Genomic DNA, 25,273 nt, shown 5'->3' on the forward strand with positions numbered 1-25,273 from the left:
GTGGGCACTAGTGCTTCTTGCGGACGGTCTTGCTCTTCAGGACCCAGCTGCGGGACTTCACCGTGTGGTGGTGCTTGTCCCGGGCCGTGACCGTGATCTTGAACCGCGTGCCGTCCGGCAGCGGGGCGGACAGGTGGACGGACATCTCGTGGGTGGCCCGGTCGTAGGTGAGAACGGCCTTGACGTGGAGCTTCCTGGCGGCTTCGGCTTGCGCGCCCGGCAGGACGGTCACCGTCGCCTTCACCGATCCCAGTTGGGTCGTGCTGGGCAACGACGTGACGAGGGCGTCCGCCGCGTCGGCGGTGTGCGCCAGCAAGGAGGTGGTCACCTCCGAGGTGGTGCCCGGTGTCAGCGCCGCGGACGGGTTGTCGGCGGTGAAGACCGGTCCTACCCAGTAGTTCGCGGATCCGTAGGAGCCGTTGGGGAAGGCCACGTCACTGCCGTACCGGTAGAGCCCGTTGTGGGCCGTGCTGATGTCGGCGATGGCGGTCAGCGGATACGACTTGTGGGCCGACGCGAAGTAGCCGCCGTCCACCGCGTAGTTGCCGTTCGGCGCGTGGTAGGAGACGACGTACGGGGTGTCGGCGCTGATCGCCACCGGGGTGGCGAAGGTCATCGTCTGCCAGCCGGAGGCCGACTCGCTGGTGAAGGTGCCGGAGGCGAGGAGCGTGCCGTCGGCGGACCAGAGGCTGCCGGTGTGGGTTCCGGTGTTGGTGGCGCCCTTGTAGAAGGTGACGCCGGTGACCCAGCCGCTCGCCGAGGACTGGAACCGGGTGCCCAGTTCAAGGGAGTTGGGGTCGTCGGTGACGGCGGTCCTGGCCGGCACGGTACTGGAGTTCCACAGCGTGCAGGGGCAGGTGACCGCGGGCGGGGTGGAACTGGTGGTGAAGCTCCAGGTCACCGGGTTCGCCATGGCGTTGCCCCATAGGTCCTCGGCCTGCACGGAAGCGGTGTACGTGGTGTGCAGCTCCAGCTCCGTCGACGGTGTGAAGGTCGCCTTGTTCGACGCGGGGAGCGTGTTGGTGCCCGGCACGGTGTTGCCGTTCGGGTCCTTCAGGGTGAACGTGAGCGTGTCGGCGTCGATGGCGTGGTCGAAGACGGCCGACACCGGTGCCGTGATCGACGTGCCGGTCGCGCCGGACGTCGGGGAGGTCGAGGTGACGGTGGGCGGGGTTGTGCTGGCCGTCGAGGTGTCCAGCACCACGTCGACCCAGTAGTTGCTGCCCGAGGACGCCGAGGACGGGAAGGCGCTGGTCGAGCTGTAGCGGTAGACGCCGTTGCCGCCGTCGGTGCCGGACTTCAGGGCCGTGAGCGGGGCCAGGCCGGCGGCGCTGTCCGAGAAGTAGCCGCCGTCGTAGGAGTATCCGCCGTTGGGAGCGAAGTACGAGCCGACATAGGTGGTGTTGGCCTTGACGGTCACCGGGGTGGCGAAGTTCAGCTGCTGCCAGCCGGACGCCGTCTCGTTGGTGAAGGTGCCGGTGGCCAGGCGGGTGCCGGAGGCGGTCCACAGGCTGCCGGTGTGGGTTCCGGTGTTGGCGGGAGACTTGTAGAAGCGGATTCCGGTGATCGAACCGGCCACCGTGGTACGGATCTTGACGCCGAGCTCCAGCGGGCCGGCGTCGCCCGCGTTGACCGTGCCGGGCACGGCGGTGGCGGGCCAGATGGTGCAGGGGCAGGCCTGGGGGCCGACGGTCAGCGGGATGGTGGTGGTGGCGCCGATGTTGACGCTGTCGTCCACCGCGCGGACCTTGATGGACGCCGAGCCCGGGGCCGTCGGCGTCCAGCTGTAGCTCCAGGACGCCAGGCCGGTGGCGGCGTTCCAGGTCGTTCCGCCGTCGGTCGACACCTCGACGCGGGCTACCACGCCGCCGGAGTCGGTGGCGGTGCCCTTGATGGTGACCGGCTTCAGCGCCGGGACGGTGACCCCGGAGGCCGGACTCGTCACGGTGACGGCCGGGCCGGTGGTGTCGGTGGTGGCCGTGGCGGTGACCAGGTTGCTCTGCAGGGACTTCGGCTGGACGCCCATGTCGGCGAGGACGTTCACGGTCGCCTGCTGCATGCGGGCGTCCTCGGTGACCACCACGTCATCGGGGTTGTACGTCGGGAGATTGGTCAGACCCCACGACCACTGCACGGTCCCCGCCCCGAACACCAGGGCCCCGGAGTCCTGGTCGCGGAACTCGACGAGATTGTGCTTCGCGGTGCCGTTGCCGTACATGTTGCCCCAGTCGAGGCGGTACTTGCCGTCGTTGATGTCCACCGTCGTGGACGACAGGTCGATCGCCCCGGTGGGCCTGGTGCCGTTCTCGATGTCGCTGTCCCACTCGTAACCGAGGGTGCCGGCCGGGAAGGTGGCGGTCTGGCTCGACGTGAGGTTCGCGATGGAGGTATTGCGCCACAGCCGGTTCTTGCCGTACGAGCCGGGGACCGTGATCGCGTCGTTGCGGTAGCCGTTCACCGTGAACATGGAGCCGGTGAGGATGTTCGGCGGCTGGTAGGTCTGGCCGTAGTTGGTGCTGGCCGGGTCCATCCAGGTGCCGGTCCAGGTGCCGCTGGGGTCGGCGATGCCGTTGTTCTGCGCCATCTTGGTCATCTTGTAACAGACCAGGGTGCGGTTCGCCGTGCTCGTACCGTCGATGCTGGGGGTGAGCCGGGTCTTCCAGAAGACCTCGTTGCCGCTGAAGAAGGCCTGCCGGACGCCGGCCTTCCTGGCCGCCAGGACATTTGAGTACTGGCTCTGCGTCCAGTACTCGTCATGGCCGGAGGACAGGTACACCTTGTGGTTCTTCAGCAGGGTGGAGCCGTTGGTCGACACGTCCACGCCGGACAGATAGCTGACGTCGTAGCCGTTGCGCTCCAGCCAGGACAGCATCATGAACTCGGAGCCGTAGATGCCGTTGTCACCGCCGATGTCCAGCGGCCGGTTGTAGCTGACCTCGTAGGCGCGGCCGTCCGGCGCGGGCCCGGTGCCTCCGTAGAGGTCCTGGCCGCCGTAGTCGTTGTAGGCCTGCCAGGTCTGGTCGCTGGTCTGCACGACGATGTCGGAGGTGCTGGAGTCCTTGCGAACGACGAACGGGTACGGCATCAGGCCGTCGCCGTCCGTCTGCGTCAGGTTCGCGATGTACAGGCCGGACACGGCGTCGCTGGGCACAGTCCAGTTCGCGGTCACGGGCCAGTTGCCGCAGTCGACCAGGCCGGTGCTGCTCTTGGTGGTGCAACTCGCGGGATTCCCAGCGTAGTTGGCCGGATAGGTCACGGCCGCCTGGGCCGCGGTCGACATCTGGCGCGCGCCGTCGCCGCCGTACCAGCCCAGGCGGTAGATCTCGACGCGGTACGAGACCTTCGACTGGACCTTGAACTGGACGGTGTCACCCGCCTGGACGCTCTCCTTGGTGGTGAAACCCTTGATGTCGCCGTAGGAGTTGGGCGAGTACCAGTCGGACATCGGGCTGCCCGGCTTGGAGTTCTCACAGACGACCGGGTTCGAACCTGATCCGCACGGATCGGATGCCGCCTGGGCGGGTGTGGCCTGCGGGAGCACCGCCCATATCAGTGCTGCTGCGACGGCGAGGCGGCCGCCCCGGATCCGTCTGATCCATCTGTTCATGTGTACCTCTCAGCGGTGCTGTGCAGGTCCGACCTGGGAAGTCGGGGTGAGGAGGCGTGAAGTGGGGACCGATCAGCCTCGGAGCGCGTCGGCAAGCGCATCCACGACCCGCTGCTGCTGGTCATGGGTGATCTGCGGGTAGAGGGGAAGCGACAGGATCCGGTCCGCCGCCTTCTCCGCGTTCGGGAAGTCGCCGCGGGCGTGGCCGAGATGGCGGTACGCCGGCGTGAGGTGGACCGGGGCGGGATAGTGCACCCCCGCGCCGATGCCCTCGGCGTTGAGCTTGCCCACGATGTCGTCGCGCTCCGCCCCGGCGACCTGGACGACGTACAGATGCCACACGTGGACGTTGCCGACCGCCGTCGTCGGCAGCACGATCCGCCCGGCGGACGACAGGTCGGCGAGCAGTGTGTCGTAGCGGGCCGCGGCCGCACGCCGGGCCGCGTTTCCGTCGGCCAGCCGCGTCAGTTTCGCCCGCAGGACGACGGCCTGCAGCCCGTCCAGACGGCTGTTGAACCCGGGCACGTCATGGCGGTACTTGGCGACGCCGCCGTGGTTCGCGATCGCGCGCACCAGGCCGGCCAGCTCCTCGTCGTCGGTCAGCACCGCGCCCGCGTCGCCGTAGGCACCCAGGTTCTTCCCCGGGTAGAAGCTGGTGGCCGCGATCCCGCCGCTGCCCGGCGACCGGCCGTCGCGGGTCGCGCCCTGGCACTGCGCGGCGTCCTCGACGACCCTCACGTGGTCGGGCAGTTGGCCCGCCAGCTCCGTCACCTCGGCCAACTGCCCGTACAGGTGCACGGGTACCACCGCGCGGGTGGCCGGGCCCACCGCGTCCAGCGCGGCCCGGGGGTCGAGCAGATGACTGTCGGGCAGGCAGTCCGCCAGGACCGGCCGCGCGCCGGTTCTGGCCACCGCGCCCGCGGTGGCGATGAAGGTGTTGGCGGGTATCACGACCTCGTCGCCGGCCCCGACTCCGCAGGCGCGCAGGGCGAGTTCGACGGCGTCGGTTCCGTTGGCGACACCCACGCAGTGCGCGACACCGCCGAAGCCCGCGTACTCGCGCTCGAATTGGCGGACCTCGTCGCCTCCGATGAACGCGGTGTCGGCCAACACCCGCTCGAATCCGGCCCGTACCTCGTCGGCGACCTCGGCGTGCGCCGCCTTGAGGTCCACCAGCGGAATCTGGTTCATGCGACTGGTCCCCCCAGTTGTTCCGTCATCAGTTCGTCGAGCGCAGGCGCTGCCGCTTCCCGCAGCCGCCGGGCCGGGCTCCCCGCCCAGACCTCGCCCGGCGGCACATCGCCGAGCACGGTGCTCCCCATCCCGATCTGCGACCAGGCGCCGACCGTCGTGCCCTCCCGGAACAGGGCCCCGGAGCCCACATAGGCCCCCCGCTGGAGCCGTACGCCCCCGCCCAGGCGGACCCCGGAGGTGAGCGTGGCGCAGTCCTCGACCACGACGTCATGGGTGAGGACGACCTGTGGCATCACGGCGACATGCGCGCCCACCCGCACGGCGGCGGTCAGGACGCAGTGCGCGAGCAGCACCGAGCCGGGGCCGACCTCAGAGGTCGCCGACACCGCGGCCGTCGGGTGGATCACGGTGGCGTAGCGGTCTTCGGGCAGGCCGAGTCTGCGGACCAGACGGGCGCGGACCGCGTAGTCCCTCGGGTTGCCCACGCAGATCACCACCCGAGCCTCGGGCAGGCCGTGGACCAGGTCGCAGCCGCCGAGGACGGGCACGCCGTCCACCTCGGTGCCGTGCAGGGCGGCGTTGTCGTCGAGGTGCCCGAGCAGTTCGACGTCGCCCGCGTCCCGTACGGCCTGTGCGGTCTCCCTGGCGAAGCCGCCCGCGCCGACGATCAGCAGCCCGCTCATCTCCGGGCCTGTTCGCGCAGCGCCGCCACCACGCGGTCCTGCTGGGCCTCGGTCATCGTGTGGAACAGCGGCAGGATCAGCGAGTCGCGGCTGATGCGCTCGGTGACCGGCAGCGGCGCGCAGGGGTGGCCCCGGTGGGCGGGTTCGAGGTGCGAGGCCATGATCCCGCGCCGGGCGGAGATGCCGGCCTCGGCGAGCGCGGCGAGCAGGTCGTCCCGGCCGACGGGGAAGTCCTCGTCCAGGAGCATCCAGTAGGACTGGAAGTTGCTCTGCCCGTGCGCGGGGTCGCGTACGGGGGTGAGGCCGGGGACGCCCTGCAGCAGCGCGTCGTAACGGGCCGCCAGCTCGCGGCGGCGGGCGATCATCGCCTCGAGTTTCCCGAGCTGGACCAGGCCGATCGCAGCCTGGACATCGGTCATCCGGTAGTTGTAGCCGACCTCGAGGTAACTCTCCAGGACCGGCTTGTTGCTCGCATGGCGCTCTGCCGCCGACGCGTTCATCCCGTGCTCGCGCAGCCGGCGCAGGCGTGCCGCCCACTGGGCGTCGTCGGTGGTGACCATGCCGCCCTCGCCGGTGGTGACGACCTTGCGGGGGTGGAAGGACCAGGCGGCGATCAGCGCGCCGTGTCCCACCGGCTTGCCGCCGACGGTCGAGCCGATGGCGCAGGCCGCGTCCTCGACCAGCGGAAGGTCCCAGTCGGCGCAGGCGGCGCGCAGGCTGTGCACATCGGCCGGTACACCGCCCTGGTGGACGACGAGGACGGCCTTGGTACGGGAGGTCCGGACCGCGTCCACGGTGGCCGTGGTCAGGTTGCCGGTGGCGGCCTCGACGTCGGCGAACACGGGCTCGGCCCCGACGTAGCGCACGGCGTTGGCGGTGGCGATGAACGACAGCGACGGCACCACGACCTCGTCGCCGGGCCCCACCCCGAGCGCGACGAGCGACAGGTGCAGGGCGGTGGTGCACGAGCTGACGGCGATGCCGTGCTCGGCGCCCACCCGCTCCGCGAAGGCCCGCTCGAAGGCGGCGACCCGGGGGCCCTGGGCGACCCACCCGGACAGCACCGCGTCGGAGGCCGCCTTGGCCTCCTCCTCGCCGAGCCAGGGGATCATCACGGGGATGCGGTCGGTGCTCACTTGGCTGCCTCCCCAGCGGCGGCGCGCTCCGCACGCCACCACTCCACCAGGTCCTTGAGCCCCGTACGCAGGTCGATCCGCGCGGTGAAGCCGAGCCGCTCGGCAGCCTCCGTGGTGTCCGCGAGCCGCCGGATCACCCCGTTCACCGCGCGGGCGGGCCCGTGCTCCGGCTCCAGGTCCGACACACCCATCGCCTCCAGCAGGCCGTCGGCGAGCTCGCGCAGCGAAGTCTCCGTACCGCTGGCGACGTTGAACACCTCGTCGGTGAGATCCGACTCGGCGGCCAGCACATTGGCTCTGGCGATGTCCCTGACGTCGACGAAGTCCATGGTCTGCGTGCCGTCGCCGAGGATCAGGGGCGGCTCGCCCGCCTCGATGCGCTCCATCCAGCGGATGAGCACCTCGGTGTAGAGGCCGTGGATGTCCATCCGGGGGCCGTAGACGTTGAAGTAGCGCAACGCCACATAATCCAGGCCGTACATGGCGTGGAAGCTGCGGAGCATGCCCTCGTTGAAGGCCTTCGCCGCGCCGTAGAACGTGTCGTTGTTGTACGGGTGATGGCGCTCGGTCGTCGGAAAGCCCTCGGCCATGCCGTAGACGGACGCCGAGGACGAGGCGATCACCTTGCCCACACCGGCCTCGGCCGCCGCCTCCAGGACGTTGAAGGTGCCGTCGACCATGACCTCGTTGGCCAGCCGGGGCTCCTGCGCGCACTGGGTGATGCGGATCGCGGCGAGGTGGAACACCAGGTCGGCGCCCTCGGTGACCTTCCGTACGGTGGCGGCGTTCCGGATGTCGCCCTCGACGACCTCCACGACGCCGCTGGGCAGGGCCTCGGCGAGGTTGGCCATCCGGCCGCGCACGAAGTTGTCCAGCACCACGATCTCGCGGGCGCCGCCCTCGGCCAGCAGGTCGACAAGGTTGGAGCCGATGGTGCCGGCTCCCCCGGTGACCAGGATCTTCTTGCCACGTACGCTGCTCAACTGCACTGCCCTCTCAGTGGAATGAACCGTCAACGCCCGGCACGCAGGCCGACGACCGCGCCCCGGAATTCCAGACTCCGGGACGCCGCCTCAAGAATGTCCAGCACCCGCAGGCCCGCCCGGCCGTCGGTCAGCGGCGCACGGCGCCCCCTGATCGCGTCGCCGAACTCGTCGACCATGCTGCGCAGCGCTTCCTTCTCGACGAGGGCGGGCGCGACCATGTCTCCCGAGCGGTACGAGATGAGCATGTCCCGGCGCTCGTCCACGCCGATCTCCTGCGGCGCGGCCAGGTCCACACCCCGGTCGAAGATCGCCACGCGCTGGGCGGGATTGAGGTCGTCCCAGATCAGGGTGCGCTTGGAGCCGCCCACCATGGTGGTCCGCACCTTGGTCGGAGACAGCCAGTTGACGTGTACGTGGGCGATGGCGCCGGTGTTGAGCTGGAGCGTCAGATAGGCCACGCAGGCCTGTCCCGCGCCGATCGGGTCGGCCCCGTGGGCGGCGACGGCGACCGGCTCGACATTGTCGGGGAGGATGAAGTCCAGGATCGACAGATCGTGCGGGGCCAGGTCCCACAGGACGTCGATGTCCTTCTGGACGAGTCCGAGGTTGATGCGGACCGAGTCGACGAAGTGGATCTCGCCGAGTTCGCCGGAGCGGACCAGCTCCCGGATGCGGCCCACGGCGGGCGTGTAGCAGTAGGTGTGGTCGCACATCAGGGTGAGCCCGCGCTCTTCCGCCTCGGTCACCAGGCGCATCCCGTCGGCGTAGGTCGCCGCGAGCGGCTTCTCCACGAGGACGTGCTTGCCGGCGCGCAGGGCGGCCAGGGCGATGTCGAGGTGGGTTCCGGCGGGCGTGGCCACGGCGACGGCGGCAACGGTGGGGTCGGCGAGGACGGCCGCGTAGTCCGAGGTGGCCTGGACCGTCGAGTAGCCGCCGAGGACCCGCTGGGCCCGGTCCACGTCGAGGTCGCACAGCCAGCGCAGCCGGAACTGCTCGCCGGCCTGGAAGTTGCGTACGAGGTTGGGGCCCCAGTAGCCGGCCCCGACGACCGCGACCCCCAACGGCTCCATGGTCTGCGTCACTTGGTTCCTTTTCTTACGGTCCATCAGTAGGCCCCCGTTCCTCGCACCACTGCGGACCCGGTGCGCGCCAGGATCGACAGGTCCAGGCCCATCGACCAGTTGTCCACGTATCCGAGATCGAGCCGGACGGCCTCCTCCCAGGGCAGGTCGGAGCGGCCGCTCACCTGCCACAGCCCGGTGAGGCCGGGCTTCACGAGCAACCGGCGCTTGACCTCCGGCGTGTACTCCTCCACCTCCTCGGGCAGCGAAGGACGGGGGCCGACGAGCGACATGTGGCCCCTGACCACGTTGACCAGCTGCGGCAGTTCGTCGAGCGAGGTGCGGCGCAGAAACGAGCCGACCCGGGTGACCCGCGGGTCTTCCCTCACCTTGAACAGCAGGCCGTCGCTGTTCTGGTTGAGGTGCTCCAGATCCGCCCGGAGAGCTTCCGAGTCCGGCCGCATCGTGCGGAACTTCAGCATGGTGAAGTGGTCGCCGTACCGGCCCACCCGCTGCTGCCTGAACAGCGCCGGCCCGGAGCTGTCCAGCCGGACGATCAGGGCGATCAGCAGCATGGGCAGAGCGACGACCACAAGGAGCGCCCCCGCGAGCAAGCGGTCCAGCAGTTCCTTGGGCAGTCGGGACATCCGGGAGAGGTTCGGCGCCTGAAGCCGTAACAGCGGCACCCCGTTGGTGGGCCGTACGGACAGCCGGGAGGCGGACGCGTCGGCCAGCACGGGGGCCAGCAGGAAGTCGACGCCCTGCACGGCCGCCGTCCAGGACATCCGGCGCAGCAGCAAGGCGTCGGACTCGGGAACCGGCAGCGCCACCACGGTGCCGATGCCCAGGGCCCGGACCACGTCGTTCAACTCGCCGACGCCGCCCAGGACGGGGAGCCCCACCTTGCGGATGTCCGCGGCGTTCTCCGGATCGCTCAGGCACACGCCGGTGATCTGGAGTTCCTGCGCGCCGCCGCGCTGCAGTACGGCGACCAGCTCCACGATGCCGCGCGAGGGCCCGACCAGGAGCGTCGCGCTCCGGTCCCGGCCCCGTGCCCATCGTCTGTGCAGCCGACGGCGCAGCGTGTAGCGGACCGGCAGGGCGATCGCGGCCATCGGCAACGCGGCCATGCTCATGTCATGCAGGAGTCCCGAGTCGTGCGTGAACAGGCAGTACGCACCCGCGGCCAGCGCCGGCAGGGCGACGGCACCACGGAACACCCGCCGGAACTCCTCGGTCCCCAGGCCCAGGGCACTGCGGTCGTAGGAGCGGTGCGCGAGCATGACCACGATCCATGTCGGAGGCAGCACCAGGGCCACCGCCCAGCGGCCGTACGCCGCGTGGATCAAGAAGGCCGCGGCAACGGCTGCGAAGCCGTCCGCGACCAACAGGACGATCCGGTACTTCTGTTCCCAACGTCTTCGACGAGCTTCCGGAGTTCTATGTTCCACAACCAGTTGCTCATGCGTGACCTCAATGGTCATGCTCCCCCCACCACATGCGCGGTACCCCTGACCGAAGTGCCCTGCACACAGCGGCACTGGAAAGCGAGGGAGCTTCAGCGGTTCCCCAACCGCCTCATGCCCCCAGCATGCTGGTTACTGCACTGTTCAAATCCGTTCACAAAACCGAACCCTGACATCCAGTCAAGGACTGGTTCCCACCCAAAGCGGTCCGGCGGCCTCAATCTAGACCACCGAACGCAGTCACGGGAACACTTGGACGAAACACACATCGCAATAGTGACACTGGCGGCATACTGCCCACGTGACGAGCATCGTGATCCCGGCCCACAATGAGGCGCGAGTCATCGGCCGGCTCCTCGATTCGCTGCTGGCCGATTCCTCCGAGGACCAGACCGACATCGTGGTCGTATGCAATGGCTGCACGGACGACACCGCACACATCGCGGCCGCACGTGGCCCGCGCGTGCGGGTGGTCGAGATCCCCACCCCTTCCAAGCACGCCGCCCTGCGCGCGGGTGACGACCACGCGCGCGGCTTCCCGCGCCTCTACGTGGACGCCGACGTCGTGATCGCGGGCGCCGACGTACGGGCGCTGACCGAGCCCCTGGACGACGAGGCTTCGGGCATCCTCGCCACCGCCCCCGAACGGCAGATCCCGCTGGCCGCCTGCGCATGGCGGGTGCGTGCCTACTACCAGGTGTGGCAGCGACTCCCCGCCGTACGCGAGGGGCTGTTCGGCCGAGGCGTCATCGCGGTCTCCAAGGCCGGGCACGCCCGGATCGCCGCCCTGCCCCCGCTGATGGCGGACGACCTGGCCGCGTCCCTGGCCTTCGCCCCTCACGAGCGGCTCGTGGTCGGCGCGGCCCGCGTCGTGGTCCAACCGCCGCGCACGTGGTCGGACTTGATCAGGCGGCGGGTCAGGGCCGCGGTGTCCACCGCCCAGGTCGAACAGCATCAGCGACCGGAAGAAGCCTCGGCACGCACGAGCAAGGCAGACCTCAAAGCCGTTCTCCGCAGGGAGCCGAAGCTGTTCACGGGTGTCGTAGTCTTCGTCGCCGCGGCGGTTGTCGCCCGGCGGGAGGCCAGGAAGGCCATCCGGGCACAGGACTTCGGCACCTGGCTACGGGACGAGAGCAGTCGGCAGAACTGATCGCACCGCACCTGGAGTCCTGATCATGTATCTCACCGACCGCTCCACGCCCCCAGGGGCGGACACCGCCCAGGGCCGAAGACGCGGCCTGCGGCCCAAGGTCGCCCCGGTCGTGCTGGTGCTGGGCACGGTCAGCCTGATCACCGACATCTCCTCGGAGATGGTCACCGCCGTCCTGCCGCTCTACCTCGTCACGACGCTCGGTTTCACCCCGCTGGGATTCGGCGCCCTCGACGGCGTCTACAACGGCGTCAGCGCGTTGGTCCAGCTCACCGGCGGCCACCTCGCCGACCGGGTGCGCAACCACAAGCTGATGGCCGGGCTCGGATACGGCCTGTCCGCGCTGTGCAAGCCGCTGCTCCTGCTCGCGGGCAGCCTCGCCACGCTCGGCACGGTCCTCGCCCTGGAACGGACCGGCAAGGGCCTGCGCACCGCCCCGCGCGACGCGATGATCTCCCTGTCCACGCCGCCCGCGAACCAGGGCCGGGCATTCGGCGTGCACCGGGCGATGGACACCACCGGCGCGATGCTCGGCCCGCTGGCGGCCTTCCTCATCCTGCGCGCGGCGGCCGACGGCTACGACGCCGTGTTCGGCGTGAGCGCGTGCGTCGCTGTGTTCGGCGTGCTCGTGCTGGTGCTGTTCGTACCCGGCAGGCGGCAGAGCCCGCAGACGGACGAAGCAGGCGCGGCGGACGGCAAGGCGCCCATCCGGGTACGCGAGGCGCTGGCGCTGCTGCGGCTGCCGCGGCTGCGGGCGCTCGCCGGCTGTGCCGCGCTGCTCGGACTGACCACCGTCAGCGACGCCTTCGTCTACCTGCTCCTGCAACGGCGCGCGGGCATCGGCGAGCAGTGGTTCCCGCTGCTGCCGCTGGGCACCGCCGCGGTGTTCCTGCTGCTGGCCGTGCCCCTCGGCACGCTGGCGGACCGGGTCGGGCGGCGCACCGTCTTCCTCACCGGGCACTTGGGTCTGCTCGCCGCCTACGCCCTTCTGCTGTGGGCCCCGGCCACGCCGGCCCTTCCCTACCTGGTACTCGCCCTGCACGGCACGTTCTACGCGGCCACCGACGGCGTGCTCCCGGCCGCCCTCGCCGGCATCGTGCCCGAGCAGCTGCGCGCCACCGGCCTCGCCATCGTCGGCACCAGCCAGGCACTGGCCCGGTTCTGCTGCTCGCTGGCCTTCGGCGCCGCCTGGACGCTCTGGGGAGACGGCCCGGCGCTGGCCGGCTCGGCGGTCGGACTGCTGTGTTGCGCGGCCGTCGCGGGGCTGGTGCTGAAGCCGACCGGCGCGACCCGATGACCACGACAGCGAAAAGGATCCAGATGCCACCGCTGCGCCACCGCCTGCTCATACTCGTCACGGCGGTGCTGCTCCTCGCGGGGCTGGGGACCGGCATGGTCCTGCACGCCGCCGCCCGCGCGGATCGGGCGAACCAGCCGCGGTCGGGCGGACCCGCTGTCGGCACGGGCAGGTTGACGCTCGACCAGAAGGACCGCCTGACGTTTGTCAACGCGGCCGCCGGCCCGCACCGCACCGCGGTCGCCGCGGTCCCGGCCGGCGACCCCGGCGGCGGGCGGATCGCCTCGAACCTGAAGTGCGCGCGCTTCTACGCGGCGGCCGGCACGGGCGTCTGCCTCCAGTCCAACCCCGGCGTCCTCAAGCAGAGCAACCGTGCCCTGCTCCTGGACGTCGACCTGCGCACCCGGCGCACCTTCCCGCTCGCGGGCGCTCCCAGCCGGGCCCGGGTGTCACCCAGCGGCCGCTTCGCCGCCTGGACCGTCTTCGTCTCCGGCGAGTCCTACGCGTCCGCCTACTTCTCCACCCGGACCTCGATCCTGGACACCCGCACCATGCGGCTGACGCCCAGCCTGGAGACGTTCTCCATCGTCCGGGACGGCAAGGCCTACCACGCCTCGGACATCAACTTCTGGGGCGTCACCTTCGCCTCCGACGACGACACCTTCTACGCCACCCTCAACACCGGCAACCGCACCTACCTCGTCCGCGGTTCGCTCTCCCGGCGTACGGTCACCACTCTGATCCAGAACGTGGAGTGTCCCTCGCTCTCCCCCGACGGGACCCGTGTCGCCTTCAAGAAGCGGGTCCTGGCCGGTGCCACCCTCTGGCGTGAGTACGTCCTCGACCTGAGCACCCTCCACGAGACGGCGCTCGCCGAACGACACAGTGTCGACGACCAGGCCACCTGGCTCGACAACAAGACCGTCGCCTATGCCCTCCCCACCGAAGGCAAGGTCGCCGGCAGCGACCTGTGGAGCGTGCCCGCGGACGGCACGGGCACCCCCCGCCTGCTGATCGCCGGTGCGTCTTCCCCGGCGCCGTTGTAGACCCGGATCGCGACCGCGAGGAATCACCGCGCTCCGCCGGCTGTTGTCCCAGGCAGCAGCCCTTGTACGAATCCCCAGGAGGCCGAGCGTGTACGGCGACCCAGCAACGGTCCGCAAGATCCTCACCGAGCTCGGCGACACCTGGGCGATCGTGGGTCTTTCGTCGAACCAGCGGCGTGCCGCATATGGCGTCGCCGATGTCCTCCAGCGCTTCGGCAAGCGCATCGTGCCCGTGCACCCGAAGGCGGAGACCGTCCACGGCGAAAAGGGATACTCCTCCCTGGAAGCGATCCCCTTCGAAGTCGACGTCGTCGACGTGTTCGTCAACAGCGACCTCGCCGGGGCTGTCGCCGACGAGGCGGTGGCGAAGGGTGCGCGGGCGGTCTGGTTCCAGCTCGGCGTCATCGACGAGGCGGCGTACGACCGCACCCGGGCCGCGGGACTGGAGATGGTGATGGACCGCTGCCCGGCGATCGAGATCCCCCGCCTGGGCTGACGGATCACCGGGGGCAGCGGGGCCCGGCGCGACGTGGCGTCACCGCGCCGACGCCGGCAGGAACACCACCGCCCCGGCGACCACCGCGCACGCTCCCGCCATCGTGTGCAGCCGGGCCCTGCGCAACACCCCGCGCACCTGCCACGCATGGGCCACCGCACGGTGGACCATCGCCGCCTTCGCCGCCGTCGGCTCGGTCATGCTCGGCGGGCTCGCGACCCGGGTGGCGTGGTCGCCGGACGGCAGCCGACTGGCCGCCACGCCGCCTGCCGGGCAGGGGCCGTTGGTGGTGTGGTCGACGCTGACCTGGCGGGTGCAGAGGGAGTTCGGCACCCCGGGCGGACGGGGCTGGGCACCGGCGCTGGCCTGGTCGCCCGACGGGTCGCTGCTCGCCGCGCCGGGGGCCGGTGAGGCGACCACGGTGGTCGAGGTGTGGGACGTGACACGGGGCACCGTGGTGATGACCCTGCGGCCCGACGGCCGTCCGCCGGGGCCCGTGTGGTCCGTGCGCTGGTCGCCCGACGGCCGCCGGCTGGCCACGACGTACGGCGGCGGCCGTACGCTCCTGTGGGACGTGCTGACCTCCCGGGGGACGACCGAGCCGGGTCCGCCGTTGCCCGAGTCTCCCGAGTACCTCGCCGAGTTGGGGACCATGGCCGCCGCGGTCGACGCGGCCGTACCTCTGGACGCGCTCGCGGACGTCTCGGCGCTGCTTCGACCGGTGGCGCCCGCGGGACGCCGGCTCGCGCACCAGGGCCGGGCCGCTCGCGCCGCTGCGGGACCTCGGCTGGCCGCGCGCCGCGCATCCGGCGCTGACCGCGGTGGTGGCGTCCCGGCTGCCGCCGGACCCGCGGTACATCCCACCGCCGGGCACCCCGCTGCAGGAGCTGCGCACGACGCTGGAGTGGGGGCTGCGGGGCAGCGGCGAGCAGCCGGAACGGCCGTCCGTGACGGCGGACGGGCTGGCCGCGGCGCTGGACCGGGTGCACCGCGAACTCCTGCCTCTGCTTGCCCTGTTGGGCCCCGATGCGGTGTGCCAGGACCCATCACTGCCGCTCAGGCTCGCGGACGGGACCTGGGCGACGGACGCCGAGGCCGCTGCCCGGCTCCCGGACCTGCCGTCGCGACTGCCCGTGCCGCTCGGCGACGACGTCCCCGGCCCCACCACGGCCGGCGCCCCGGCCCAGTGGGCCCGCCACGGCCCGCCGGACCGGCTCGTGCCGGGCCAGATGGCGCTTCCGGCACCGCTGCTGAACGCGTTGTGGGCGCAGAAGGACCCGGTCGCCCTCCCGTCGGCGCACCTTGCAGGCGCCGGTGTCACCGTCTCGCAGCCGGCAGCGGAAGGGGCACAGCGTGCACTGGAGGCCGCCGTCGACGGCACGGTAGAAGTCTGCCGGCACCCATGTGACCGCCCCGTCCACCCCGTCACCCCGCTCGCGAACACCGCACGGTCACCCGGATTTCCACGGTACTCCGTTCCCGCCCGCCGCAGGGCGCCGACATAATCTTCGAGTGACCTCCACCACTCCGCTCCCCAACTCCGTTGCGCCGCAACGCTTTCCGGTCGTCGTCGTGGGCGCCGGGCCCGCCGGGCTCACCGTCGGCAACATCCTGCGGGCGGCCGGTGTCGAGTGCCTGGTCCTGGAGACGGAGACGCGCGAGTTCATCGAGCAGCGGCCCCGGGCGGGCGTCATCGAGGAGTGGGCCGTGCGCGGCCTGCAGCGGCGCGGTCTCGCGGACACCCTGCTGGAGCGGGCGCAGCAGCACACCGAGTGCGAGTTCAGGTTCGGCGGGGAGCGCTTCCGCTTCTCGTACGGGGAGCTGACAGGCACTCACCACTTCGTCTATCCGCAGCCGTTGCTGGTGACGGACCTGGTGCGCGAGTACGCGGACGTGCGGGGCGGCCAGGTGCGGTTCGGCGTGCGCGACGTCCAGCTGCACGACCTCGACACGGACCATCCCTCGGTGTCGTACGTCTCCGCGGAGACGGGCGGGCGGGAGGTCGTCGAGTGCGACTTCGTCGCGGGCTGCGACGGGGGGCGCGGGGTGACCCGCGGTGCCCTGCCCGGGCAGGCGCACATCTCCCGGCACGACTACGGCGTCGGCTGGCTGGCCCTGCTCGCGGAGGCGCCCCCGTCCAACGACTGTGTCGTCTTCGGCATCCACCCGAACGGCTTCGCCGGGCACATGGCCCGCAGCCCCGAGGTGACCCGCTACTACCTGGAGTGCCCGCCAGGCGACGATCCGGAGAACTGGTCGCAGGAACGCGTCTGGTCCGAGCTCCAGGAGCGGCTCGCGGCCACGGGCCTCGGTCCGCTCACCGAGGGGCGGCTGATCGAGAAGCGCGTCCTGGACATGCACAGTTATGTCGTCGAGCCCATGGTGTTCGGCCGGCTCTTCCTGGCCGGGGACGCCGCCCATCTGACCGCCCCCATAGCGGCGAAGGGCATGAACCTCGCCCTGCACGACGCCTTCCTCCTCGGCGACGCCCTCGTCGGGTACCTCACCAAGGGCGACGAGAGCGGCCTGGACGGCTATTCGGAGGCGTGTCTGCGGCGCGTGTGGGACTACCAGGAGTTCTCCCAGTGGCTCTCCGAGGTCTACCACGGCACCTCGTCGGGCGACGCGTACCGCGCGGGCACCACCTTCGCCCGACTCCGCCGCCTGTTCACCTCGCCCGCCGCGGCGGCGGCCTTCGCCGAGCAGTACCTGGGCACGGCCACCGCCTACTGACCCGGCTCGGCCGGGTCCGTCAGTCGTGCAGCGGCCGGTCGCTGAGCCGGTGGTCCGCCACGTTCAGCGCCTCGTCCACCAGCCGGCGCAGATGGCCGTCGCGCAGGGAGTAGATCACCCGGCGGCCCTCCTTGCGCGTGTTCACCAGCCCGGCCAGCCGCAGCCGGGCCAGATGCTGGCTGACCGCGGGCCGCGCCGCCCCGCACGCCTCCGTGAGCGTCGTGACGTCGGCCTCCCCCGCCGTCAGGGCGTGCAGCAGATTGAGGCGGGTGCGGTCGCCGAGCAGGGCGAGCAGTTCGGCGGCGAGCGCGAACTGTTCCTCGCCCGGGGTGCGCGGGTGCGCATCGTTCGCAGGTGATAGGTGCATGCGTGCGCTCATACGCACATAATGGCGTCGTGGGCGTCGCGCGTCCACTCCCGGCGCAGCGGAAGGGGATCCACGTGAGCGACCGGCACGACCACGAGCACAACCACGCCCATGACCACGGACGTCATCACGACCACGGGCATGAGCACGGGCCCGCCCGTTCGCGTCTCCTTCCCCGCCTGCCCCACCGCCTCGCGCACCTCCTCACCCCCCACTCCCACGAGACCGGCGACAAACTCGACTCCGCGCTCGAGTCCTCGGCGCGTGGCATGCGGGCCCTGTGGATCTCGCTGGCGGTGCTGGGCGCGACGGCGCTGGCGCAGGCGTTCGTGGTGGCCGTCTCCGGGTCGGTCGCGCTGCTGGGCGACACGGCGCACAACACCGCGGACGCGCTGACCGCCGTACCGCTGGGGATCGCGTTCGTGCTGGGGCGGCGCGCGGCCACCCGGCGGTTCACGTACGGCTACGGCCGCGCCGAGGATCTGGCGGGCATCGTGATCGTGCTGACGATCGCCGCGTCCGCGGCCTTCGCGGGGTGGGCGGCGATCGACCGGCTGCTCGATCCGCGTCCGGTTCACCACCTGTCGGCGGTCGCGGTGGCCGCGCTGGTCGGCTTCGCGGGGAACGAGTGGGTGGCCCGTTACCGGATCCGGGTCGGCCGTGACATCGGCTCGGCCGCGCTGGTCGCCGACGGACTGCATGCCCGTACGGACGGATTCACGTCCCTCGCCGTGCTGTTGGGCGCGGGCGGATCGGCCCTCGGGTGGCAACTGGCCGACCCCATCGTGGGGTTGGCCATCACCGCGGCCATCACGCTGGTGCTGCGGGACGCGGCGCGCGAGGTGTTCCGGCGCGTGATGGACGCCGTCGACCCGGCTCTCGTGGACCGGGCCGAACAGACACTGCGGGAGGTCGAAGGGGTGCGTGCGGTGGGCGAGTTGCGGCTGCGCTGGATCGGGCACCGGCTGCGCGCCGAGGTGGCGGTCGTGGTGGACGGCGAGGCCACGGTACGTCAGGCGCACGGCATCGCCGTGGACGCCGAGCACGCCCTGCTGCACGCGGTTCCCCGTCTCACCGCGGCCCTGGTGCACGCCGACCCCGCACCGGTGCCGGGCGAGGTGGATCCGCACCACACCCTCGCCCACCACACGGCGGCCTGAGCGTCAGGAGACCCCCAGCCCCTCCAGCACCACCGCACCCGGCAGCTCCGCGAACGCCTTCCCCGGCACCAGCAGCTTGCCGCGCCGACGCCCGCTGCCCACCAGGACGTACGGCAGGTCGACGACGGCCGAGTCCACCAGCACCGGCCAGGAGCCCGGCAGTCCGATCGGCGTGATGCCGCCGTACTCCATGCCGGTCTCCCCCGTCGCCCTGTCCATCGAGGCGAACGAGGCCTTACGGGCGCCGAGTTGGCGGCGGACGACGCCGTTGACGTCGACCCGGGTGGTGGACAGTACGACACACGCGGCGAGCGTGCTCTCGCCGCCGCGCTTGCCCGCGACGACCACGCAGTTCGCGGACCGCTCCAGCAGCTCGCGTCCGTAGTGCTCCACGAAGACGGCGGTGTCGGCCCACCGCGGGTCGGTGTCGACGTAGACGATCTGCTCGGCGGGGACGCTGCCGCTCCAGTGACGTACGGCCTCGGCGACCGGACCGGTCAGCTCGTCGAGGCAGTCGGGTGCGGGGATGGCGTGGTCGAAGTGTCCGATGGGTGCGTCCATGACCGCACGCTAACAAAGCCGCCCGGGGCGCCTCAGTGCACGGGCGGGACGGAGACGGCCATCAGCATCCCCATCGGAACGTCGCCCTGATTGCCGTACGTGTGCGGAGTGTTGGCCTCGAAGGAGGCGGTCGCGCCCGCCGGGACGCGGTACTCCACGCCGTCCACGGTGAGCGCCAGTTCACCCTCGGTGACGTGGAGCAGCTCGGCGGTGCCGGTGGGATGCGGGTCGGAGGCGCTGCTCTCGCCGGGCATCAGCCGCCACTCCCACAACTCCAGCGGGCCGGGGGCCTCGGTTCCGGCAAGGAGGAGGTTGTAACTGCCGGCGTCGGTGTGCCACAGCCGTACGGCCTGGTCGCCTGGGACGACCCGGACCTTGGGTCCCTGCTCGTAGTCGAGCAGGGTGGTGATGCTGATCCCGAGCGCGTCGCCGATCTTGACGACCGTGCCGAGGCTGGGGTTGGTCCGGGCCTGCTCGATCTGGATGAGCATGCCGCGGCTGACTCCGGCGCGAGCGGCGAGCACGTCCAGGGTGAAGCCGCGCACCGCGCGCCAGTGCTTGACGTTGCGCGCCAGGGACTGGGTCAGCAGGTCGAGGTCCGACACATTCCGTCCAACTTCTAGGCCGATATTCGGGTTGATCGTCCGGGTCGATCGGGTCGATCGCCAGGTTCAATATTTTGGATGACAGGGTTCATTTTACTGAACTACGGTGTGGTGCACCCGATCGTTCACCGAACTGTACTGCGAGGCCCCCGTGACAGCACTCTTCGCCCTGGCCACCAGCCTGTTGTGGGGGCTGGCCGACTTCGGCGGCGGACTGCTGACCCGGCGCACCCCGGCGCTGACGGTGGTGGTCGTCTCCCAGACGATCGCGGCGATCGTGCTCGGTGCGATCGTCGTCGCCACCGGCGGCTGGAGCGAGGCCGGTCCGCGGTTGTGGTTCGCGGTGGCCGCCGGGGTGGTGGGTCCCGTCGCCCTGCTCTGCTTCTACAAGGCGCTCGCGCTGGGCCCGATGGGCGTGGTCTCCCCGCTCGCCACCCTGAGCGTGGCCGTCCCCGTCGGCGTGGGCCTCTTCCTCGGCGAGCGCCCGGGCCTCCTGCAGGTCGCGGGCATCGCGGTCGCCGTGGCCGGGGTCGTCCTCGCGGGCGGAGCGCAGCTGCGGGGCGCGCCCGTGCAGCGCCGGACCATCCTCCTCACCCTGGTCGCCGCCCTCGGCTTCGGTACGGTGTTCGCGCTGATCGCGGAGGCGTCGACGACCGTCAGCGGCCTGTTCCTCGCCCTTTTCGTGCAGCGCGTGACCAATGTGGCCGTGGGCGGCGCCGCGCTGTACGTCTCCGTGCAGCGGGGCGGCGAGGCACTCCCGCAGGGCGGCTTCCCCTGGGCCTTGCTGCCGGCCCTCGCCTTCGTCGGGCTCGCGGACGTCGCGGCGAACGGCACGTACTCGGTCGCCGCCCAGCACGGCCCGGTCACCGTGGCCGCGGTCCTCGCCTCGCTGTACCCGGTGGTGACCGCCCTGGCCGCGCGCGGCTTTCTCAGCGAACGACTGCGGGTGGTCCAGGCGGCGGGAGCGGGCCTGGCCCTGGTGGGCACACTGCTGCTCGCGACCGGCTGAGTCCTCGGTCAGTCCAGCTCGGCGAGCTTCGACGCCGTCTCGTCGTCCAGACCGGCCAGCCGGCTCAGCTGCTCCGGGGTGACCCCCTCGGGAATCGGCACCGGCGCCGGCGTCCTGAGCGGCGGCTGCCAGCCGTCGCCGGGAGTCCAGCGGCGTACGACCCGGGCGGGCGCCCCCGCCACGACGGCGTGGTCGGGCACCACACCACGGACCACGGCCCCGGCGGCGACGACCACGTTCCGCCCGATCCGCGCGCCGGGCAGGATCACCGCGCCCGTCCCGATCCAGCACCCCGGCCCGACCTCCACCGGCTCCATCCGGGGCCACTGCTTGCCGATGGGCTCGTGCGGGTCGTCGTAGGAGTGGTTCGTGGACGTGACGTACACATACGGCCCGAAGTAGCAGTCGCTGCCGATGGTGACCGTCGTGTCGGCGATGACATGGCTGCCCCGGCCGAGAACGACTCCGTCACCGATGCGCAGGATCGGGTCAGGGCCGAGGTCGAGGTCGGGCATCAACCCGGCGGTCAGGGTGACCTGTTCGCCGACGATGCAGTGCGCCCCCAGGTGGATCCAGGGTTCACCGAAGACCGTGCCGAGCGGAAAGGCCAGCCGGGTGCCGATGCCGAGTGCGCCGAAGCGGAACCGTCCCGGGTGGGCGGCGGTGACCGAGCCGGTCCGCTGCACCCAGGCCCAGCCCGCGTGCACGACCCGCTGCGCCAGGCCGCGCGGCCATGATGAGAACGTGTTCTTGCGCTTCGGCACCCGCTCACCGTACTCAGCGTGACCTGAGCCCATGAGATCGAGGGGCTGTGATCTTCGCCCCACCCGGTGGCGTACGGTGCCGGTGTTGTCGACGACGAGGAGAGGGCGAGGAGACGGCGATGGTGCAGAGGGCGTTGATCACGGGCATCGGCGGCAAGGAACCGAACATCCACCAGGAGGCGTTCGTCGCGCCCACGGCCTCGGTGATCGGCGACGTGACGCTGGAGGCGGGCGCGAGCGTCTGGTACGGGGCGGTGCTGCGCGGCGACGTCGAGCGGATCTCCGTCGGCGCCCAGAGCAACATCCAGGACAACTGCACGCTCCACGCCGATCCCGGCTTCCCCGTCACGATCGGCGAGCGGGTGTCCGTCGGCCACAACGCCGTGGTCCACGGGGCGAGCGTCTGGAACGACTGCCTGATCGGGATGGGTGCGACGATTCTCAACGGTGCGGTGATCGGGGCGGGTTCGCTGGTCGCCGCGCAGGCGTTGGTGCCGCAGGGGATGCAGGTGCCGCCGGGTTCACTGGTCGCCGGCGTGCCCGCGAAGGTGAAGCGGCAGCTGACGGAGGAGGAGCGTCAGGGAGTGACCTTGAACGGCACCATGTACGCGGACCTGGCCAAGGCGCACAGCAAGGTGCACGAGGACTGAGCCTCAGTCGGCGGCCGGGACGGGCTCCGGCTCGGATCCGGCCGTCTGCTGCTGAGCCGTCGCCTTCTTGGCCTTGCGCTTCAGCACCAGCATCGACGTGAGCCCTATGAGCAGCGCCGCCACCAGCCCCAGCCACGAGAACCGCTTCAGCCACGACTCGGCGACGATCCCGACGTAGTAGATGACGGCCGTCGTGCCGCCCGCCCACAGGATCCCGCCGAGCATGTTGGCGATCAGGAACTTCCAGTAGGGCATCCGCAGCACACCCGCGAGCGGACCGGCGAATATCCGCAGCAGGGCGACGAAGCGGCCGAAGAAGACGGCCCACATGCCCCACTTCTCGAAGGACCGCTCGGCGGTGGCGATGTGCCCCTCGCTGAAGTGCTTGGGGAACTTCCTGCCGAGCCAGGCCAGCAGCGGCCGCCCGCCCTTGCGGCCGATGGCGTAGCCGATGGAGTCGCCGACGATCGCGCCGACGCTGGCGCACGCGCCGAGGATCACCGGGTCGATGCCCGCGTGCTGCGAGGACATCAGTGCGGCCGACACCAGGATGATCTCGCCGGGCAGCGGTATGCCCAGGCTCTCCAGACCGATGACGATTCCCACGAGGGCGTAGACGGCGACCGCGGGCACCGTGTCGAGCCATTCCTGGACGTGCAACGCCGGTTCCTCCGATTCGCGTCCCTGCGTTCCCGGGCGTGCGCCCGGGAACGCGCGCACACCCGGGAAGCCTACCGGGTCACCGGGATGCCGCGGCGTCCCACAGGTCGCACCGGCCTTCCCTGCCCACGGTGCCGCTCAGTACGCGCCCCGAAAGCGGTGCGCCGGATCATCCGCCCACCTCCGCACTCGTCCGCAGCCGCAGCTCGCCTGCCGACGCCCCGACCCACACGGACCGGCGGCCCGTCCCGAGCACCCAGTCGTGGCGCTTGGGATCCACGAGGACAGGGTGCGGGCGTCGACGCGGACGCTGACCCGCCGCCGCTCCCCCGCGCCGAGCGTGAGCCTCCGGTATCCGCCCAGCACCCGCACGGCCTGGACGAGTCGCAGCCGTGGCGAGCGCCGCACGCCTTCGGCGTCGTACCAGCGGTAGCCGGCGTGTTTCTTGTCCGCATGCTGCCGCCGGACATCTTCCGGGCCGTCAGGAGCGGCTGATCGAGGCGGTGGCGGCGGCCAACCCGCGGACCACGGTCGTCCTCAACACCTCGTCCGCGACGTCGATGCCCCGGCTGCGGCGCACCGGCGCCGTGCTCCCTGTTCGGCGACAGCGACCCCGGCGGCCGTCTCACCCAGTCCTTCCCGACCGACGATCACCACCCCGTGGCCGGTGAATTCCGCCGCTACTCGGGCGTGGACGGGACCGAGGCGGAGGGCTCCGAAGACGGGGCCACCCCGGTGGGGTGACCCCCGACCGTCGGACGCCCCGACGCCCCGACGCCCCGACGCCCCGACTAGCCGAGGAACGTGCCGACGGTCGTGTCCAGGGTCGTGGTGACGGTGACGGTGTCGGTCACCGTCGCCGCCGTGTCCGGCGCGACGCCCGGAAGTGTCCGTGCTTCCTGGACAGGCGCGACCGGCACGGAGCCGCCGTCGCCGGTGTCGGCGCCGACCTGGGCCATCCGCTTCTCGAACTGCGGCGGCGGGTGCGGCTGATCGCCCCGCGGAGCCTTGGGGCCCTGGTCCAGTGGATCGGCGTCGGGCGACGGCGACGTGGCCGACGGCGAGCCCGGTGCCCCGGGGCTGCCCTCCCGCATCTCGCCCCGCGCCTCCGCACCGCCGGTGGTACCGCTCAGGGCGGCTTCCCACACCCACTGCTGGTCCGCTGATCCGTCCCGCTCGGCGACGACCACGGCCTTCCCGGGGCCGGGCGCGACGAGCAGGCCCTCACCCCGGCGCAGCAGCAGTTCGCCGCGGACCGTGAGGTCGTAGCGGACCTCACCGGCATGCACCACGCAGTCGGCCAGGACGACCGAGCCCTCGTCGGCGTCGGCGTCGAGGCAGAGGGTGGGATCGACGGTGCTGCGCAGCAGACCGTCGCCCTGGTACGACCACTGCTGGGAGCCTGCCGCCGAGCACGCCGTCAGCACGGTCCCGACGCCGTCCCCGGTCCTGCCCCCGCGTACGTCGAGGCACAGGCCGGCGGCGACGTTGCGGAGCCTGCCGTGTCCGACCTCGACGGGGCTGCCCACGGAAGCGGCGGACGGGGACCGACCGGACGACGTGTCTCCCACGGCGCCCGGGGAGACCAAGTGGCCACTGGGTGCGCCCCAGGTGGCCCTGGGTCCGGGGGCCCCGCCCTCGTCGGACCACCCCTTGGCGACGAGCACGGTCACGAGCAGGGCGAGGGACGTGAGACCGGCGCCCACGAACACCGCCTTCCTGTGCCTGCGCGGTGCGGCGAGGTGGTCGGCCGATGCAGGGCGGTGGCGGCCGCCGGGCGCGGCCTGGGCGTTCCCCCGGCCGGGCCGTGAGTCGAGGTAGCGGCGGGCGCCCCAGCCGAGCACGGTCTCGGCGAGCAGCTCCTCCAGGCCGCCCTCGAAATGGCTGAGCTGCTCGGCCGCGTGCCGGCAGTACCGGCACACCGTCAGATGCTGTTGCACGTCGGGCAGCAGGCCGCCGCCCCGGCGAATGGGGACGTCGAGGAGACGGTTGTAGAAGCGGCATTCGCTGGTGGGCGCGAGTTCCCGGTGGGCCCGTACACAGCCCGCCCGGAATTGCTCCCGCGCCTGCTCCAGACCGGCCCTCGCCCGGGCCGGGTCCACGCCCAGCAGTCGGGCCGGTACGGGTATGGGCTCGGCCTCGACCTCGGCGTGCCACAGCAGGCATTGGGAGGCTCCCGGAAGAGCCTGGAATGCGCGCTCGGCGAGTTGCCGCCTTTCGGGGGTGACCGACCTCGCGGCGCGCAGACCTCGGCCGCCGGTCGGTTTGCGGACTTCCGGCAGAACGGCGGAAATTCCGTCGTCCGCGGCCCACTCCTTGACAGTTTCTCGTACGGCCCTGAGGAGTTGGGGGCGTACGGCACCGCCGCCTGCCCGTCCCAGCACCCGGTGGAACGCGGCGGCGGTCGCCATCGACGCCGAAGAGGCCGACGACACCAGGCAGATGACCGCGTAGTCGTAGGTCGCCCGCCAGTGCCGGGACATCAGAAGCGCGACGGCGTGGGCGTCCGTGCCGTCCGTTTCGAGTCGGGCCATGAGATCACGGTCGGATTCCCCGGCGCTCGATCCGGGCCGGGGCGGGTACGGGGGCCGTGGGGGGTAGGGGGACTGCACTGGACCAATTCCTTCCAAGCCACAGGACGG

At 71.5% G+C, this 25,273-nt stretch carries 22 protein-coding genes and 2 pseudogenes; 10 read left to right on the forward strand and 14 right to left on the reverse strand.

Annotation, left to right across the window (positions count from 1 at the left end):
• Positions 1-7: 7 nt before the first annotated feature.
• From ACFYO2_RS08295 to ACFYO2_RS08325, 7 genes are all read right to left on the reverse strand, one after another.
• Positions 8-3,607 (reverse strand): DUF4082 domain-containing protein, encoded by a 3,600-nt coding sequence (locus ACFYO2_RS08295; RefSeq protein WP_388345808.1) that lies wholly within the window; start codon positions 3,605-3,607, stop codon positions 8-10.
• A gap of 72 nt (positions 3,608-3,679) precedes the next feature.
• Positions 3,680-4,798, reverse strand: coding sequence for a DegT/DnrJ/EryC1/StrS family aminotransferase (locus tag ACFYO2_RS08300; protein ID WP_388345811.1), 1,119 nt, complete (start codon positions 4,796-4,798; stop codon positions 3,680-3,682).
• Complete coding sequence (locus tag ACFYO2_RS08305) at positions 4,795-5,484, reverse strand: acetyltransferase (RefSeq protein ID WP_388345814.1); 690 nt, start codon at positions 5,482-5,484, stop codon at positions 4,795-4,797. Before ACFYO2_RS08305 ends, ACFYO2_RS08300 begins: the two co-directional genes overlap by 4 nt.
• Positions 5,481-6,620, reverse strand: coding sequence for a DegT/DnrJ/EryC1/StrS family aminotransferase (locus ACFYO2_RS08310; protein ID WP_388345816.1), 1,140 nt, complete (start codon positions 6,618-6,620; stop codon positions 5,481-5,483). Before ACFYO2_RS08310 ends, ACFYO2_RS08305 begins: the two co-directional genes overlap by 4 nt.
• Positions 6,617-7,609: an NAD-dependent epimerase/dehydratase family protein gene (locus ACFYO2_RS08315; protein ID WP_388345818.1), complete on the reverse strand. Its 993-nt coding sequence runs from the start codon at positions 7,607-7,609 to the stop codon at positions 6,617-6,619. Before ACFYO2_RS08315 ends, ACFYO2_RS08310 begins: the two co-directional genes overlap by 4 nt.
• Positions 7,610-7,632: 23 nt before the next feature.
• Complete coding sequence (locus tag ACFYO2_RS08320; RefSeq protein ID WP_388345821.1) at positions 7,633-8,688, reverse strand: Gfo/Idh/MocA family protein; 1,056 nt, start codon at positions 8,686-8,688, stop codon at positions 7,633-7,635.
• 23 nt (positions 8,689-8,711) lie between these two features.
• Positions 8,712-10,151 (reverse strand): sugar transferase, encoded by a 1,440-nt coding sequence (locus ACFYO2_RS08325; RefSeq protein WP_388345824.1) that lies wholly within the window; start codon positions 10,149-10,151, stop codon positions 8,712-8,714.
• Positions 10,152-10,434: 283 nt separating this feature from the next.
• Between ACFYO2_RS08325 and ACFYO2_RS08330 the strand changes: the two genes are divergently transcribed.
• The 7 genes and pseudogenes from ACFYO2_RS08330 (at position 10,435) to ACFYO2_RS08360 (ending at position 16,855) form a co-directional block, all read left to right on the forward strand.
• Entirely contained in the window at positions 10,435-11,283 is an 849-nt protein-coding gene (locus tag ACFYO2_RS08330; RefSeq protein ID WP_388345827.1) for a glycosyltransferase, read from the forward strand.
• Positions 11,284-11,308: 25 nt separating this feature from the next.
• Entirely contained in the window at positions 11,309-12,580 is a 1,272-nt protein-coding gene (locus ACFYO2_RS08335) for an MFS transporter (RefSeq protein WP_388345830.1), read from the forward strand.
• A 23-nt stretch (positions 12,581-12,603) separates the two neighbouring features.
• Positions 12,604-13,626, forward strand: coding sequence for a TolB-like translocation protein (locus tag ACFYO2_RS08340; RefSeq protein ID WP_388345832.1), 1,023 nt, complete (start codon positions 12,604-12,606; stop codon positions 13,624-13,626).
• Positions 13,627-13,714: 88 nt separating this feature from the next.
• Positions 13,715-14,122: a CoA-binding protein gene (locus ACFYO2_RS08345; protein ID WP_388345834.1), complete on the forward strand. Its 408-nt coding sequence runs from the start codon at positions 13,715-13,717 to the stop codon at positions 14,120-14,122.
• Between the two features lie 460 nt (positions 14,123-14,582).
• Positions 14,583-14,657 (forward strand): annotated as a pseudogene (locus tag ACFYO2_RS08350) (hypothetical protein); the annotation flags it as partial.
• A 286-nt stretch (positions 14,658-14,943) separates the two neighbouring features.
• Complete coding sequence (locus ACFYO2_RS08355) at positions 14,944-15,627, forward strand: hypothetical protein (protein WP_388346107.1); 684 nt, start codon at positions 14,944-14,946, stop codon at positions 15,625-15,627.
• A gap of 7 nt (positions 15,628-15,634) precedes the next feature.
• Positions 15,635-16,855 (forward strand): 4-hydroxybenzoate 3-monooxygenase, encoded by a 1,221-nt coding sequence (locus ACFYO2_RS08360; protein ID WP_388345835.1) that lies wholly within the window; start codon positions 15,635-15,637, stop codon positions 16,853-16,855.
• A gap of 19 nt (positions 16,856-16,874) precedes the next feature.
• On the opposite strand, the gene ACFYO2_RS08365 is transcribed toward ACFYO2_RS08360, so the two are convergent.
• Positions 16,875-17,234, reverse strand: a complete 360-nt coding sequence (locus ACFYO2_RS08365) for an ArsR/SmtB family transcription factor (protein ID WP_388345838.1) — start codon at positions 17,232-17,234, stop codon at positions 16,875-16,877.
• A 62-nt stretch (positions 17,235-17,296) separates the two neighbouring features.
• On the opposite strand from ACFYO2_RS08365, the gene ACFYO2_RS08370 reads away from it, so the two are divergent.
• Positions 17,297-18,382 carry a cation diffusion facilitator family transporter gene (locus ACFYO2_RS08370; RefSeq protein WP_388345840.1) on the forward strand — a complete coding sequence of 362 codons (1,086 nt, stop codon included), beginning with the start codon at positions 17,297-17,299 and terminating at the stop codon, positions 18,380-18,382.
• Positions 18,383-18,385: 3 nt separating this feature from the next.
• Here the strand turns inward: ACFYO2_RS08370 and ACFYO2_RS08375 are convergent, their stop codons facing one another.
• Together ACFYO2_RS08375 and ACFYO2_RS08380 are read right to left on the reverse strand one after the other, a co-directional pair.
• On the reverse strand, positions 18,386-18,943 hold the full coding sequence (locus ACFYO2_RS08375) for a YbaK/EbsC family protein (RefSeq protein ID WP_388345842.1): 558 nt from the start codon (positions 18,941-18,943) through the stop codon (positions 18,386-18,388).
• 32 nt (positions 18,944-18,975) lie between these two features.
• On the reverse strand, positions 18,976-19,548 hold the full coding sequence (locus tag ACFYO2_RS08380) for an XRE family transcriptional regulator (protein WP_388345843.1): 573 nt from the start codon (positions 19,546-19,548) through the stop codon (positions 18,976-18,978).
• 151 nt (positions 19,549-19,699) lie between these two features.
• On the opposite strand from ACFYO2_RS08380, the gene ACFYO2_RS08385 reads away from it, so the two are divergent.
• The gene (locus ACFYO2_RS08385; protein ID WP_388345845.1) at positions 19,700-20,557 is read left to right on the forward strand and encodes an EamA family transporter; all 858 of its coding nucleotides are present in this window, start codon (positions 19,700-19,702) and stop codon (positions 20,555-20,557) included.
• An 8-nt stretch (positions 20,558-20,565) separates the two neighbouring features.
• Here ACFYO2_RS08385 and ACFYO2_RS08390 read toward each other — a convergent pair whose 3' ends face one another.
• Positions 20,566-21,321 (reverse strand): acyltransferase, encoded by a 756-nt coding sequence (locus ACFYO2_RS08390; RefSeq protein WP_388345848.1) that lies wholly within the window; start codon positions 21,319-21,321, stop codon positions 20,566-20,568.
• Positions 21,322-21,440: 119 nt separating this feature from the next.
• On the opposite strand from ACFYO2_RS08390, the gene ACFYO2_RS08395 reads away from it, so the two are divergent.
• Positions 21,441-21,971 carry a gamma carbonic anhydrase family protein gene (locus tag ACFYO2_RS08395; RefSeq protein ID WP_388345850.1) on the forward strand — a complete coding sequence of 177 codons (531 nt, stop codon included), beginning with the start codon at positions 21,441-21,443 and terminating at the stop codon, positions 21,969-21,971.
• A gap of 3 nt (positions 21,972-21,974) precedes the next feature.
• Here ACFYO2_RS08395 and ACFYO2_RS08400 read toward each other — a convergent pair whose 3' ends face one another.
• The 3 genes and pseudogenes from ACFYO2_RS08400 to ACFYO2_RS08410 form a co-directional block, all read right to left on the reverse strand.
• Positions 21,975-22,631, reverse strand: coding sequence for a DedA family protein (locus tag ACFYO2_RS08400; protein WP_388345853.1), 657 nt, complete (start codon positions 22,629-22,631; stop codon positions 21,975-21,977).
• Positions 22,632-22,958: 327 nt separating this feature from the next.
• Positions 22,959-23,039, reverse strand: a pseudogene (locus tag ACFYO2_RS08405) (hypothetical protein); the annotation flags it as partial.
• Positions 23,040-23,422: 383 nt separating this feature from the next.
• Positions 23,423-25,165 (reverse strand): RICIN domain-containing protein, encoded by a 1,743-nt coding sequence (locus tag ACFYO2_RS08410; RefSeq protein ID WP_388345856.1) that lies wholly within the window; start codon positions 25,163-25,165, stop codon positions 23,423-23,425.
• Between the last annotated feature and the right edge of the window lie 108 nt (positions 25,166-25,273).

Source organism: Streptomyces sp. NPDC006602 (assembly GCF_042870385.1).
Lineage (GTDB): Bacteria > Actinomycetota > Actinomycetes > Streptomycetales > Streptomycetaceae > Streptomyces.